This window comes from Streptomyces radiopugnans (genome assembly GCF_900110735.1).
GTDB lineage: Bacteria > Actinomycetota > Actinomycetes > Streptomycetales > Streptomycetaceae > Streptomyces > Streptomyces radiopugnans.
On the sequence record NZ_FOET01000003.1, the window covers coordinates 584,232 to 597,944 of the forward strand.

A 13,713-nucleotide genomic window follows, 5' to 3' on the forward strand; every position below is an offset into this window, starting at 1 on the left:
GGGACCGGGCGGACCAGGGCCGCCGTGCCGCCCGGAGGCCGGGCGCACGCGTCAGACGTACCGCTCCAGGATCGACGACTCCGCCAGCCGCGACAGGCCCTCGCGGACCGACCTGGCCCGCGCCTCGCCCACCCCGTCGACGGTCTGCAGGTCGTCCACGCTCGCGGCCAGCAGCTTCTGCAGTCCGCCGAAGTGCTCGACCAGCCGCTCGATCACGGCGTTAGGCAGCCGGGGCACCTTCGCCAGCAGGCGGTAGCCGCGCGGCGAGACGGCCGAGTCCAGCGTCTCCGGCGATCCGCTGTACCCCAACGCCTTGGCCACCGTGGGCAGTTCGAGCAGCTCGGTGTGGGTCAGCCGGTCCAGCTCGGTCAGCGCCTCGGTGACGGTGCGGGACCGCTTGGCGGTCGGCTCGGGCACGTAGTCGCGGGCGACCAGCTCGCGTTCGGGCTCCACACCCGCGATCAGCTCGTCGAGCTGGAGGGAGAGCAGCCGCCCGTCCGTGCCCAGCTCCACCACGTACTCGGCGATCTCCGTGGCGATCCGCCGCACCATCTCCAGCCGCTGCGACACCGCGGAGACGTCCCGGACCGTCACCAGGTCCTCGATCTCCAGCGCGGAGAGCGTGCCCGCCACCTCGTCCAGGCGGAGCTTGTACCGCTCCAGCGTCGCCAGCGCCTGGTTGGCCCGGGACAGGATCGCCGCCGAGTCCTCCAGCACGCGCCGCTGGCCGTCCACGTACAGCGCGATCAGCCGCATCGACTGGCTCACCGACACCACCGGGAAGCCGGTCTGGATCGACACCCGCTGCGCGGTGCGGTGCCGGGTGCCCGTCTCCTCCGTGGGGATCGAGGCGTCCGGCACGAGCTGCACGCCCGCCCGCACGATCTTGGTGATGTCCCTGTCGAGGATCAGCGCGCCGTCCAGCTTGCACAGCTCGCGCAGCCGCGTCGCGCTGAACTCCACGTCCAGCACGAAACCGCCGGAGCACAGCGCCTCGACGGTCTTGTCCATGCCCAGGACGATGAGCCCGCCGGTGTTCCCCCGCAGGACGCGCTCCAGGCCGTCGCGCAGGGCCGTACCAGGCGCGACCGCGCTCAGTGAGGCGCGCAACAGGCCGTCGGCGCCGGTTGCTGCCCGGTCGTTGGCTGCCACGGCACTCCTTCGGGTCATGCGTACGTACGGGCGAGACCAGGGCAAAGTCTACCGGCGGCTCCGGCCCTCGTGTGGCGTGCTCCGGTCGGACCCGTCGCGGCCGGGCTGTTCGGGCCCGTCGCGGTCGGACCGCTCCGACCGCTCCGACCGCGACGGCCGGGCGGGCAGGACCCGCAGCGCCTCCCCTATGTCCGCCACCTCCCGCACCCGCATCCCCGCCGGCACCCTGCCCGGATCGGTGGGCACCAGGGCGTGGGTGAAGCCCAGCCGCGCGGCCTCCGCCAGCCGGCGCTGCACGCCCGTCACCCGCCTGACCTCGCCGGCCAGCCCCACCTCGCCGATGGCCACCAGGTTCTTCGGGAGCGGGGTGTCGCTGGCGGCGCTGGCCAGCGCGAGCGCCATCGCCAGGTCGGCCGCGGGTTCCGAGAGCCGCACCCCGCCGACGGTGGCGGTGTAGACGTCCCGCTTGCCCAGCGCGTTGATCCGGCCCCGCTGCTCCAGCACGGCCAGCATCATCGACACGCGCGAGGTCTCCAGCCCGGACGTGGTGCGCCGGGGGGAGGGGATCTGGGAGTCCACCGTCAGCGACTGCACCTCGGCCACCAGCGGGCGGCGGCCCTCCAGGGTGACGGTCAGACAGGTGCCGGGCACGGGCTCGTCCCGGCGGGTGAGGAAGAGGCCCGACGGGTCGGCCAGACCGGTGATGCCCTCGTCGTGCAGCTCGAAGCAGCCCACCTCGTCGGTGGCGCCGTAGCGGTTCTTCACACCGCGCACCAGCCGCAGCCGGGCGTGCCGGTCGCCCTCGAACTGCAGGACCACGTCCACCAGGTGCTCCAGCAGGCGCGGACCGGCGATGGCGCCGTCCTTGGTGACGTGGCCCACCAGCAGCGTGGACATCCCGCGCTCCTTGGAGGCCCGGATCAGCGCCCCGGCCACCTCCCGCACCTGGGCCATGCCGCCGGGCGCGCCGTCGATCTCGGGGGAGGCGACCGTCTGCACCGAGTCCAAGACGAGCAGCGAGGGCTTCACCTCGTCCAGATGGCCCAGGACGGCCGACAGGTCCGTCTCGGCCGCCAGGTACAGGTGGTCGCTTATCGCCCCGATCCGGTCCGCCCGCAGCCGCACCTGCCCGGCCGACTCCTCGCCGGTGACGTAGAGCGTGCGGCGGTCGGCGTCGGCCGCCTTGGCCGCGACGTCCAGCAGCAGCGTGGACTTGCCCACCCCGGGCTCGCCCGCCAGCAGCACCACCGCGCCCGGCACCAGACCGCCGCCCAGCACCCTGTCCAGCTCGGGCACGCCCGTGCTGCGCGCGGTGGCCACCTGCCCGTTCACCTGGCCGATGGGCAGCGCGGGGGAGGAGACCCGGCCGGGCGCGGTGGTGCGGACGGCCGGGGTGCCGCCGGTCTCCTCGACGGTGCCCCAGGCGTGGCACTCCGGGCAGCGGCCGAGCCACTTGGCGGTGGTGTAGCCGCACTCGGTGCAGCGGTAGGCGGGGCGGTCCTTGGCGGACGACTTGCGGGCAGCCATGGGGCTCACGGTAGCCGGAGCCTCTGACAACCGGGCCCCGGCGGGCGCGCGGCGGACCGCGCGGCGGGCCCGCGAGGCGTACCGGCGGGGCGGACGCCGCACGGGCCCGGCTCCCGTGCGCCCTCGCGCAACCCCCTGCCGCCCACCACTGAGCGTTTGTGCGTTTTACCGCAGATCGTCACCCGTAAGGGTTAAACCCACGCAAGCATCACCAGCGATGCCCGGCCTTCCGCCTACGGTCGGCTGGGTGATGAGCACTCGGCGCGAGCACCCCACGCACACCACCGGCGTACACCGGGCGCACCGTGGCACGCACCGCGCCGCGGCCCGGCCGCCGGCGCCCGTCGATCCCTACCGGGACCATCTGGACGGGCTGTTCACCTACTGCCTGTCCGTCATGTGCGAGCACGAGGCGGCCATCTCCGTCCTCGGCGAGGCCCTGGCCGTCGCCGAGCGGCAGCGCCGCCGCGGCCGCACCCCCGCCGACACGGCGCTGCACCGGCCCTGGCTGTACGCGCTGGCCCGCTGGTCCTGCCTGCGGCTCCTGGCCGAGCGGCAGGGCGTCCGCCCCGAGCCCCCGGAGCTCCCCGGCCCCCTGGCCACCGCGCGCCGCCGCGAGCTGGCCGCGCTCGCCTGGCCGGAGGCCGCCGGCACCGGCCCCGAGCAGCGCGAGGCCCTGGAGCTGGCCGTACGCCACCACCTGCCGGTCCACGAGGTCGCGGCCGTCCTGGGCACGGACCACGACGGCACGGAGCTGCTGTTGTCCAGCGCCGCCTGCGAGGTGGAGCGCACCCGCACCGCACTCGCCGTCGTCGACCGGGGCGGCTGTCCGGCCGTCGCCCGGCTCGCCGGGGACCGGGAGGTGCTGCTGGGCAGCGCGCTCCGCCGGGAGCTGGTGCGGCACGTGGACGAGTGCCCCGAGTGCCGGCGCACCGCCGAACGGGTGCTGGCGGGCGGCCCCTGGCCGGGCACCGCACCCGCGGACGTCGGCGCGCTCACCGTGCTGCCCGCACCGCGCGCGGAGGTGCACGCCGCGATGCTCGCCGCGCAGCGCGCGCGGGCCCAGCACACCCCGCGCTTCGACCGGCGCGGCTTCCCCGTCACCACCCGGGACCGCGCCGAGCGGTTCGACCGGCTGCGCAGCCGCGCGGTGACCACCACGGTCGTCGCCACCGTCGTCGCCGCGCCGCTGCTGGCGCTGTGGGCCGCGTACCGCGGCGCGCCGCTGGCGGACGGCGGCCCGGGCGGCGCCCCCGTCTCGGCGTCCGAGCGCCGGGATCCGGGCAGCCCGTACGGCAGCCCCCAGGGCGACGGGGGCCGGGCGGGGGGCACCGGAGCCTCCCGCGACGGGTCCGGCCTCCGCATCGACGTGGCCGGCGCGGACGGCGCGGAAGGGCGGGGCGCCCCGTCCTCCGGCACGGACCGCCCGGGCGGCGCGGGCGGGGAGGGCCCGCCGCGCGGGGAGGACGGCACGGGACCGGGCCGGCTGACGGTCGAGGCCCAGCCGTCCGGGGACGCCACCGTCGTCACCCTCACCGCCTCCGGCGGCTCCCCGGTCCACTGGACGGCCTCGGTGAACGCCTCCTGGCTGCGGCTGGACCGTACGCACGGGACGCTGCGGCCCGGCGAGTCCGCCGCCTTCGCCGTCACCGTCGACCGGTCGCGGGAGCCGGCGGGCGCGTGGACCGCGCGGATCTCGATCGCCCCGGCGAAGGCGGTGATCACCCTCCAGGGGCACGGCGCCGAGGCGCCCGCCGAACCGCGCCCCTCCGAGCCCCCGGAGCCGGAGCCCTCCGAGCCGCCCGCGCCCGAACCGACCCCCGAGCCGCCGTCGAGCACACCCCCGCCGGAGCCCTCACCGCCCCCGGCGGGGCAACCGGACTAGCGGCCGGGCGGCCCGGCCGCGCCGGGCGGCGCACCCGGGCGCCGCTCACCCGGGCATCGTGTGCCCCGGCTCCGCGCGCCCCGGCTCGGTACGGCCCGCGGGCGGCCCCGCGGCACCCGCCGCGGGGCCGCCCGCGGGCCCGTCCGCCGGGTGCGGGGCCACCATGGGCAGCTCCGCCGCCAGCCGCTCCTCGCACAGCTCGGCCAGCCGCGCGTACCCGGCCGGGCCCATCAGCTCCGTCAGCTCCGGCCGGTACGAGACGTACACCGGTTCGCCGGCCCCGTGCGCCGACGGCGCGCCGGTGCACCACCAGTGCAGGTCGTGCCCGCCCGGCCCCCAGCCGCGGCGGTCGTACTCGCCGATCGACACGTACAGCCGCTGCTCGCCGTCCGGCAGCTCCACCCACTCGAACGTCCGCCGGACCGGAAGCTGCCAGCACACGTCCGGCTTGGTCTCCAGCGGCTCGCGCCCCTCCCGCAGGGCCATGGTGTGCAGCGCGCAGCCGATGCCCCCGGGGAAGCCGGGGCGGTTGAGGAAGATGCACGCGCCCCGGTGCAGCCGCGTCTGGCGCTCACCGTCCTCGTTCACCTCGACCCAGCCGCGCTCGGAGGCGCCCTCCGCGTGGAACTGCCAGCTCTCGGGCGTGAGCCGCGCCACGTGCGCCGCCACGCGCTTCTCGTCGTCATCGTCCGAGAAGTGCGCGCCCAGCGTGCAGCAGCCGTCACTCGCGCGCCCCGCACTGATGCCCTGGCACCCCTGGCCGAAGATGCAGCCCCAGCGGGAGGTCAGCCAGGTCAGGTCGCACCGGAACACCTGCTCGTCGTCCGCCGGGTCCGGGAACTCCACCCACACCCGGGCGTGGTCCAGCTCGACCTCCTCGCCCGCGGCCCGCCGCCGCTCCCCACCCGCATTCGCCTCTTTGTCCGGCTTCACCGTTTTCGTCTTCGCCACGCACCCAGGGTATGCACCACGGGCCGGGCTCCAGGACACCGTCCGGCCGCAGTAGCGTGGCTCCCCATGAGACTCGGTGTCCTCGACGTGGGTTCCAACACCGTTCACCTTCTGGTGGTGGACGCACACCGGGGCGCCCGCCCCCTGCCCGCCTACTCCCACAAGGCGGAACTGCGCCTGGCCGAACTCCTCGACGAGGACGGGTCCATAAGCCCGGCGGGCGTCGAGAAGCTCGCCGCGACCGTCCGGGAGGCGATGGTCGTCGCCGAGGACAAGGGCGTGGAGGACCTGCTGCCGTTCGCCACCTCCGCCGTACGGGACGCCGCCAACGCCGACCACGTGCTGGAGCGGGTCGCCGCCGAGACGGGCGTGGAGCTGAAGGTGCTCTCCGGCGAGGACGAGGCGCGGCTGACCTTCCTCGCGGCCCGCCGCTGGTTCGGCTGGTCGGCCGGACGGCTGCTGGTCCTGGACATCGGCGGCGGCTCGCTGGAGATCGCGTACGGCATCGACGAGCAGCCCGACGCCGCCGCCTCGCTGCCGCTGGGCGCCGGCCGTCTCACCAACTCCTGGCTGCCCGGCGATCCGCCCGACCCGGCCGACGTCCGCGCGCTGCGCCGCCACGTGCGGCACGAGATCGCCCGGGTCGTCGGGGACTTCAGCAGACTGAGCGCCCCCGACCACGTGGTCGCCACCTCCAAGACCTTCAAACAGCTCGCCCGGCTGGCGGGCGCCCCCCGCTCCGCCGAGGGCCCCTACGCCCAGCGCGAGCTGGTAAGGGCGTCGCTGGAGGAGTGGGTGCCGAAACTGGCCTCCATGCCCGCTGCCGAACGCGCCGCCCTCCCCGGCGTCTCCGAGGGCCGGGCCAGGCAGCTGCTGGCGGGCGCGCTGGTGGCGGAGGGCGCCATGGACCTGTTCGGTGTGGAGCGGCTGGAGGTCTGCCCCTGGGCGCTGCGCGAGGGCGTCATCCTGCGCCGGCTGGACGGCCTGTCCGGCAACGGAACCCCGTGACCTTCCCCACACCCCGCCCCGTGGGCCCCGCGACGACCTCCGTAACGCCCTCCCGCTCGCCGTAGGCTGTTGTGCGTGGTCGATCCAGCGATGTCCCTCCCGGTACCGAAGGTCGCCCTCTCCACGGCCTCCGTCTACCCGGAGACCACGGCGACGGCCTTCGAGATCGCCGCACGCCTCGGTTACGACGGGGTGGAGGTCATGGTGTGGACCGACCCGGTCAGCCAGGACGTCGAGGCGCTGCGCAGGCTCTCCGACTTCCACGGCGTCCCGATCCTCGCCGTCCACGCCCCCTGCCTGCTGATCACCCAGCGCGTGTGGTCCAAGGACCCCTGGACCAAGCTCCAGCGATCCCGCGAGGCCGCCGAGAAGCTGGGCGCGAGCACGGTCGTGGTGCACCCGCCGTTCCGCTGGCAGCGCTCCTACGCGCGGGAGTTCGTGCGCGGCGTGTGGCGGATGGCGGACGAGACCGACGTCCGCTTCGCCGTGGAGAACATGTACCCCTGGCGCTACCGCGACCGCGAGATGCTCGCCTACGCCCCCGCCTGGGACCCGACCGAGGACGACTACCGCCACTTCACCCTCGACCTCTCCCACACCGCCACCGCCCGCAACGACACCCTGGCGATGGTGGACCGCATGGGCGACCGCCTGGCGCACATCCACATCGCCGACGGCACCGACTCCGCCAAGGACGAGCACCTCGTCCCCGGGCGCGGCGACCAGCCGTGCGCGGAGGTCCTGGAGCACCTGGCGGCGGCCGGCTTCGACGGGCACGTGGTGGTCGAGGTCAACACCCGCCGCGCGATGTCCTCGGCCGAGCGCGAGGCCGATCTCGCCGAGGCCCTGGCCTTCACCCGCCGCCATCTGGCCTCCGTGCCCCGGAAGGCCGGCCCGTGAGCGGGCGGGACGCCGGTGCCCGGGCCGCGCAGGGCGCGGCCCGGTCCGCGGAGGACGCCCCGCGTCCAGCGCGCCGTCGCGGCCGCCCGGCGTCGGCCGGCCGGGCCGAGGCCGGGAAGACGGCGCGCGACCGCATCCTGGCCTCGGCCCGGGCGGAGTTCGCCGAGCGCGGCTACGACAAGGCGTCCATCCGCTCCATCGCCCGCGGCGCGGAGGTGGACCCGGCTCTGGTCCACCACTACTTCGGGGCCAAGGAGCAGGTCTTCGAGGCCGCCGCCGAGGTCTCCTTCGCCCCCGCCGCCGAGGGGCTGGGCCGTCTCGCCCCCCACGGCCCGGACGGTCTGGGCGAGGAGCTCGTCCGCTTCTTCCTGGGCGTCTGGGAGAACCCGGCCAGCCGTGCGCCGCTGCTGGCCGTCGTCCGCTCGGCGCTCAGCAACGAGACCGCCGCCCGGATCTTCCGGCGCATGGTGACGCGGCAGCTGATGGCCCGGGTGGCGCGCCGTCTGGACGCCCCGGACCGGGAGCTGCGGGTGGAACTGGCCGCCGCGCAGATGGTGGGCGTGGCGATCATGCGGTACGTCCTGGGGATCGAGCCGCTGGCCTCCGCGGACCCCGAGGACCTGGTCGCCCGCCTCTCGCCGGCCGTCCAGCACCATCTGACCGGCCCCGCCGGACCCGCCGGACCCGTCGGCGAACAACCGCGCGGAGGGTGAATCCAGCGCCCCTCATGTCTTACGATCCGGACTTTTCGTCCAGATCTTGAGCGGGAGGCGTACGCTCGGCAGCCACGGCCCGAAGACCGCGCCCCACGGTCGCCCAACGGTTCACGAAGGAGTGGAGCACCATGCCCCAGCTGAGGTCCCGCACCGTCACCCACGGCCGCAACATGGCGGGTGCCCGCGCCCTCCTGCGGGCCGCCGGCGTAGCGCGCGAGGACTTCGGCAAGCCGATCATCGCGGTGGCCAACAGCTTCACCGAGTTCGTGCCCGGGCACACCCACCTCCAGCCGGTCGGCCGGATCGTCAGCGAGGCGATCAAGGAGGCGGGCGGCGTCCCGCGCGAGTTCAACACCATCGCCGTGGACGACGGCATCGCCATGGGCCACGGCGGCATGCTCTACTCCCTGCCCTCCCGCGACCTGATCGCGGACTCCGTGGAGTACATGGTCGAGGCCCACTGCGCCGACGCCCTGATCTGCATCTCCAACTGCGACAAGATCACCCCGGGCATGCTGATGGCCGCGATGCGCCTGAACATCCCCACGGTCTTCGTCTCCGGCGGGCCGATGGAGTCCGGCCGCGCCACCCTCGTCGACGGCACGGTCCGCAAACTCGACCTGATCAGCGCCATCGCCGACTCGGCCAACGACGCCGTCTCGGACGAGGACATGGCCCTCATCGAGGAGAACGCCTGCCCCACCTGCGGCTCCTGCTCGGGCATGTTCACCGCCAACTCGATGAACTGCCTCACCGAGGCCATCGGCCTCTCCCTGCCCGGCAACGGCTCGGTGCTGGCCACCCACACCGCCCGCCGGGCGCTGTACGAGAACGCCGGCCGCACGGTGGTGGAGATCACCAGGCGCCACTACGAGCAGGACGACACGACCGTCCTGCCGCGCGCCATCGGCTCCCGCGCCGCCTTCGAGAACGCCATGGCCCTCGACATCGCCATGGGCGGCTCCACCAACACGATCCTGCACCTGCTCGCCGCCGCCCAGGAGGCCGGGCTGGACTTCGGGCTGACCGACATCGACGCCATCTCGCGTCGCGTGCCGTGCCTGTCCAAGGTCGCGCCCAACGGCTCGTACTACATGGAGGACGTCCACCGGGCCGGCGGCATCCCCGCCATCCTGGGCGAGCTGTACCGCGCGGGCCTGCTCAACGAGGACGTCCGCACCGTCCACTCCGACTCCCTGGCCGAATGGCTCAAGACCTGGGACATCCGCGGCGGCTCCCCGTCCCCCGAGGCCGTCGAACTGTTCCACGCCGCCCCCGGCTGCGTCCGCTCCGCCAGCGCCTTCTCGCAGTCCGAGCGCTGGGAGTCCCTGGACACCGACGCGGCCGGCGGCTGCATCCGCGACGTGGAGCACGCCTACTCCAAGGACGGCGGACTGGCCGTCCTGCACGGCAACCTCGCCGTCGACGGCTGCGTGGTGAAGACCGCCGGCGTCGACGAGTCCATCCTGACCTTCAGCGGCCCGGCCGTGGTCTGCGAGTCGCAGGAGGAGGCCGTCGAGAAGATCCTGGGCAAGCAGGTCAAGGAGGGCGACGTCGTCGTCATCCGCTACGAGGGTCCCAGGGGCGGCCCCGGCATGCAGGAGATGCTCTACCCGACCTCCTTCCTCAAGGGCCGCGGCCTGGGCGCCAAGTGCGCGCTGATCACGGACGGCCGCTTCTCCGGCGGCACCTCGGGTCTGTCCATCGGCCACGCCTCCCCGGAGGCGGCCGCGGGCGGCACCATCGCCCTGGTCGAGGACGGCGACCTGATCAGCATCGACATCCCCGCCCGCACCATCGAGCTGAAGGTCGGCGAGGCCACCCTCGCCGCCCGCCGCGAGGCGCTCGGCGGCCGGTACGCGCCGGCGGCGCGCGACCGCAAGGTCTCCGCCGCCCTGCGCGCCTACGCGGCCATGGCCACCAGCGCCGACAAGGGCGCGGTGCGGGACGTCACCAAGCTCGGCTGACCCCGCCCCCGGCATCCCTCGGGCCCCCGCGCGCATAATCGACACCATGAGCGAGAAGCGGGAGCGCCCCGAGCCCGAGCCGATCCGGTTCTACGGCACCACCTGGGTGGACCACTCCGGTGGCTACATCCTGCGCCGGATCGCACTCGGACTCGGGGCGCTGCTGCTGGCCGCCGCCGGAGCCTGGACGCTGCGGCTGGCGTACGAGGGAAGCACCTTCGCGGGCGGCGGCGTGATCGGCGTCCTGCTCGTGGTCGCCCTGGGGCTGTCCAGTTCCATGGCCTTCAGCCGCACCCTCACCGACTACACCCGCGAGCCCGGCGAGGCGCGCTCCGACGACGCGGCGATGCGCCCGATCAAGATGATCGGCTTCCTGGGTGTCCTGCTCGCCTACGCCGCGCGCAGCCTGGTCGAGGCCCCTGGCGAGAAGCTGCGGCGCGCCGAGTACGACCGGGCCGTCGCGCGGCACGAGCGCCGCGGTGCCGCCCGCGCCGCGCGCCGCGGCAACCCGGCCGCCCGCCGCGGCTCCGGGAGGCCCGGCCGCAGGCGCTGACGGAAGCCGGCCGGGGCGCGTGAGCCGCCGCGGCCCCTCACGCAGCGCCGCCCGGCCCCTCCGGCGGCACCCCGGGCAACCCACCCCCGGCATCACCACGGCGCCCCCGTCCGTCCCGGACGGGGGCGCCGGCATGTCCGGTCCCGCCCCGCTTGACGCCCGGGCCGGCGCGGGAGCATTATTCAACGCATGATGAATTCCGCTGCGGGACCGGCCGTCCACGCCGACGGCCTCACCGTCGTCCGCGGTGGCCGCACCGTCGTCGACGGCCTCTCCTTCGAGGTCCCACGCTCCACCGTCACCGGTCTGCTGGGCCCCAGCGGCTGCGGCAAGACCACACTGATGCGCGCCATCGCCGGCACCCAGGCGAAGGTCACCGGCACCCTCGACGTGCTCGGCCACCCGGCCGGAGCCGCACCGCTGCGCTCCCGCGTCGGATACGTCACCCAGGCCGCCTCCGTCTACACCGACCTGACCACCCGCCAGAACCTGGAGTACTTCGCATCCGTCCTGGGCCTGCCCCGCGCCGAACGCCGCGGACAGGTCGAACGCGCCCTCGCCGACGTCGACCTCACCTCCCACGCCGACGCCCTCGCCGGCAACCTCTCCGGCGGGCAGCTCTCCCGGGTCTCCCTGGCCGTCGCCCTGCTCGGCTCCCCGGAGCTGCTCGTCCTCGACGAACCCACCGTCGGCCTCGACCCCGTCCTCCGCCGCGACCTGTGGGGCCTCTTCCACCGCCTCGCGGCCGAACGCGGCACCACCCTGCTCGTCTCGTCCCACGTCATGGACGAGGCCGACCGCTGCGAGCGCCTGCTGCTGATGCGCGCCGGCCGCCTCCTTGCCGACGGCACCCCCGACGCCCTGCGGGCCCGCACCCGCACCCGGAGCATCGAAGAAGCCTTCCTCCGCCTGGTCGACACCGCCCGCGACGGGGACGGCGAGGGCGACAAGGGCGGGAAGAACGAGAAGACCGACACGGAGGAGACCCGGTGAGCGCGACCCGAACCCTGGCCACCGCCCGCCGCGTACTGCGCCAGCTCGCGCACGACCCCCGCACGATCGCGCTGCTGCTGCTCGTCCCCGTGCTGCTGACGGTCCTGCTGTACTACGTCTACGCCGACGACCGCGAACTCTTCGACCGCATCGGAGCCTCGCTGCTGGGCATCTTCCCGATGATCACGATGTTCCTGGTCACCTCCATCGCCACCCTGCGCGAACGCACCTCGGGCACCCTGGAGCGACTGCTGTCCATGCCGCTGGGCAAGGCCGACCTGATCCTGGGCTACGCACTGGCCTTCGGTCTGCTGGCCGTCGCCCAGGCGGCCCTGGCCACCGGTGTAACCATCTGGTTCCTGGACCTGGACTTCGCGGGCTCCCCCTGGCTGCTGCTCCTCATCGCCCTGCTCGACGCCCTGCTCGGCACGGCGCTGGGCCTGTTCGTCTCCGCCTTCGCCGCCACCGAGTTCCAGGCCGTCCAGTTCATGCCCGCGCTGATCCTGCCGCAGCTCCTGCTCTGCGGCCTGCTCACACCGCGCGACACCATGCAGCCCGTCCTGGAGGCCGTCTCGAACGTCCTGCCCCTGTCCTACGCGGTGGACGGCATGAACGAGGTACTGCGCAACTCCGGCGTCACCGGCGACCTCGTCCGCGACATCGCGATCGTCGCCGGAAGCGCCCTCCTCGTCCTCCTCCTCGGCGCGGCCACCCTCCGCCGCCGCACCCCCTGACCGCCAGATGGACGAACCGGCGGCGGCACCGCCGAGAGTGCGAGGATTGCAGCGCAGCACGCACCGAGTGCAGCACGCACGCACTGGACCCGGACAAGGTGAGCCGTCCCATGACCCAGAAGATCGCCGTCCTCGGAGCCGGCAAGATCGGCGAGGCCCTGCTGTCGGGCATGATCCGCGCCGGCTGGTCCCCGTCCGACCTCTTGGTCACCGCCCGCCGACCGGAGCGCGCCGAGGAACTGCGCACCCGCCACGGCGTGACCGCGGTCACGAACGCCGAGGCGGCCAAGACGGCCGACACGCTCATCCTGGCGGTCAAGCCGCAGGACATGGCGGCCCTGCTCGACGAGCTGGCCCCCCACGTCCCCGCCGACCGCCTGGTCGTCAGCGCCGCCGCCGGCATCCCGACGGCCTTCATCGAGGAACGCCTCGCCCAGGGCGCTCCGATCGTCCGCGTCATGCCCAACACCCCGGTGCTGGTGGACGAGGGCATGTCCGTCATCTCCGCCGGCACCCACGCCACCGAGGCCCACCTCGTCCGCACGGAGGAGATCTTCCAGCCGGTCGGCAAGACGCTGCGCGTCCCGGAGTCCCAGCAGGACGCCGCCACGGCGCTCTCCGGCTCGGGCCCGGCGTACTTCTACTACCTGGTGGAGGCCATGACCGATGCGGGCATCCTGCTCGGCCTCCCCCGGGACAAGGCGCACGACCTGATCGTCCAGGCCGCCGTGGGCGCCTCGGTGATGCTCCGGGACAGCGGTGAACACCCGGTCAAGCTCCGCGAGGCGGTCACCTCCCCGGCGGGCACCACGATCAGCGCCATCCGCGAGCTGGAGCGGCACGGCGTGCGCGCCGCCCTCATCGCGGCCCTGGAGGCGGCCCGCGACCGCAGCCGGGAACTGGCCTCCGGCGGCAACGGCTAGGGCTGTTTGATGGACCGCTCGCGGTCGTGTAGTGTTCTCCGAGCTGCCACGGAGTCGACTCGACACCGGGCAGCTCTTCTGTCGCCTTCGGTGGCGACCACCCACTCAGTGTGAATCCCTTCCGGGGATGAATTCCGGCGTGCCGGAATTCGGGTCCGGGTGGCTCGATTAGGAGCCGGACGGGAAATCCGCTACGGTGGTGGAAGCGCCGGAAACGGCGCGAGAGGAAAAGCGCAGGACCCCGCCGGCCGGGGATCGGAGACCGAAAAGGGATCTGATAGAGTCGGAGACACCGAAGGGAAGCGCCCGGAGGGGCCCCGAATAGGGGTGCCGAAGGAAGCGTCCGTTCCTTGAGAACTCAACAGCGTGCCAAAAGTCAACGCCAGATATGTTGATACCCCGTC

Annotated in this window: 12 protein-coding genes; 9 read left to right on the plus strand and 3 right to left on the minus strand. The window is 74.2% G+C overall.

Annotated features, from left to right (window positions below; all coding sequences use genetic code 11):
- Window positions 1-51: 51 nt before the first annotated feature.
- A complete protein-coding gene (disA, locus tag BMY40_RS10145) occupies window positions 52-1,152 on the minus strand; it encodes a DNA integrity scanning diadenylate cyclase DisA (RefSeq protein WP_412697885.1) in 1,101 nt (366 codons plus the stop codon).
- 48 nt (window positions 1,153-1,200) lie between these two features.
- Window positions 1,201-2,679, minus strand: a complete 1,479-nt coding sequence (gene radA, locus BMY40_RS10150; RefSeq protein WP_245769973.1) for a DNA repair protein RadA — start codon at window positions 2,677-2,679, stop codon at window positions 1,201-1,203.
- Window positions 2,680-2,929: 250 nt separating this feature from the next.
- Here radA and BMY40_RS10155 point away from each other — a divergent pair, with 250 nt between their 5' ends.
- Complete coding sequence (locus BMY40_RS10155) at window positions 2,930-4,564, plus strand: BACON domain-containing protein (RefSeq protein ID WP_093657715.1); 1,635 nt, start codon at window positions 2,930-2,932, stop codon at window positions 4,562-4,564.
- 45 nt (window positions 4,565-4,609) lie between these two features.
- Here the strand turns inward: BMY40_RS10155 and BMY40_RS10160 are convergent, their stop codons facing one another.
- Complete coding sequence (locus BMY40_RS10160; RefSeq protein ID WP_425443095.1) at window positions 4,610-5,515, minus strand: DUF3109 family protein; 906 nt, start codon at window positions 5,513-5,515, stop codon at window positions 4,610-4,612.
- Window positions 5,516-5,581: 66 nt separating this feature from the next.
- Here BMY40_RS10160 and BMY40_RS10165 point away from each other — a divergent pair, with 66 nt between their 5' ends.
- From BMY40_RS10165 to proC, 8 genes are all read left to right on the plus strand, one after another.
- Complete coding sequence (locus BMY40_RS10165; protein WP_093657717.1) at window positions 5,582-6,523, plus strand: Ppx/GppA family phosphatase; 942 nt, start codon at window positions 5,582-5,584, stop codon at window positions 6,521-6,523.
- Window positions 6,524-6,613: 90 nt separating this feature from the next.
- Window positions 6,614-7,423, plus strand: coding sequence for a sugar phosphate isomerase/epimerase family protein (locus BMY40_RS10170; RefSeq protein WP_093657719.1), 810 nt, complete (start codon window positions 6,614-6,616; stop codon window positions 7,421-7,423).
- On the plus strand, window positions 7,420-8,136 hold the full coding sequence (locus BMY40_RS10175; protein WP_093657721.1) for a TetR/AcrR family transcriptional regulator: 717 nt from the start codon (window positions 7,420-7,422) through the stop codon (window positions 8,134-8,136). Before BMY40_RS10170 ends, BMY40_RS10175 begins: the two co-directional genes overlap by 4 nt.
- Before the next feature lie 131 nt (window positions 8,137-8,267).
- The gene (gene ilvD, locus BMY40_RS10180) at window positions 8,268-10,106 is read left to right on the plus strand and encodes a dihydroxy-acid dehydratase (protein WP_093657722.1); all 1,839 of its coding nucleotides are present in this window, start codon (window positions 8,268-8,270) and stop codon (window positions 10,104-10,106) included.
- 46 nt (window positions 10,107-10,152) lie between these two features.
- On the plus strand, window positions 10,153-10,659 hold the full coding sequence (locus BMY40_RS10185; protein WP_093657724.1) for a hypothetical protein: 507 nt from the start codon (window positions 10,153-10,155) through the stop codon (window positions 10,657-10,659).
- 189 nt (window positions 10,660-10,848) lie between these two features.
- Window positions 10,849-11,652: an ABC transporter ATP-binding protein gene (locus tag BMY40_RS10190; protein ID WP_093657726.1), complete on the plus strand. Its 804-nt coding sequence runs from the start codon at window positions 10,849-10,851 to the stop codon at window positions 11,650-11,652.
- Window positions 11,649-12,386, plus strand: a complete 738-nt coding sequence (locus BMY40_RS10195) for an ABC transporter permease (protein ID WP_093657728.1) — start codon at window positions 11,649-11,651, stop codon at window positions 12,384-12,386. The genes BMY40_RS10190 and BMY40_RS10195 overlap by 4 nt, the downstream gene beginning before the upstream one ends.
- Before the next feature lie 110 nt (window positions 12,387-12,496).
- Window positions 12,497-13,309, plus strand: coding sequence for a pyrroline-5-carboxylate reductase (proC, locus tag BMY40_RS10200; RefSeq protein WP_093657731.1), 813 nt, complete (start codon window positions 12,497-12,499; stop codon window positions 13,307-13,309).
- Window positions 13,310-13,713 lie beyond the last annotated feature (404 nt).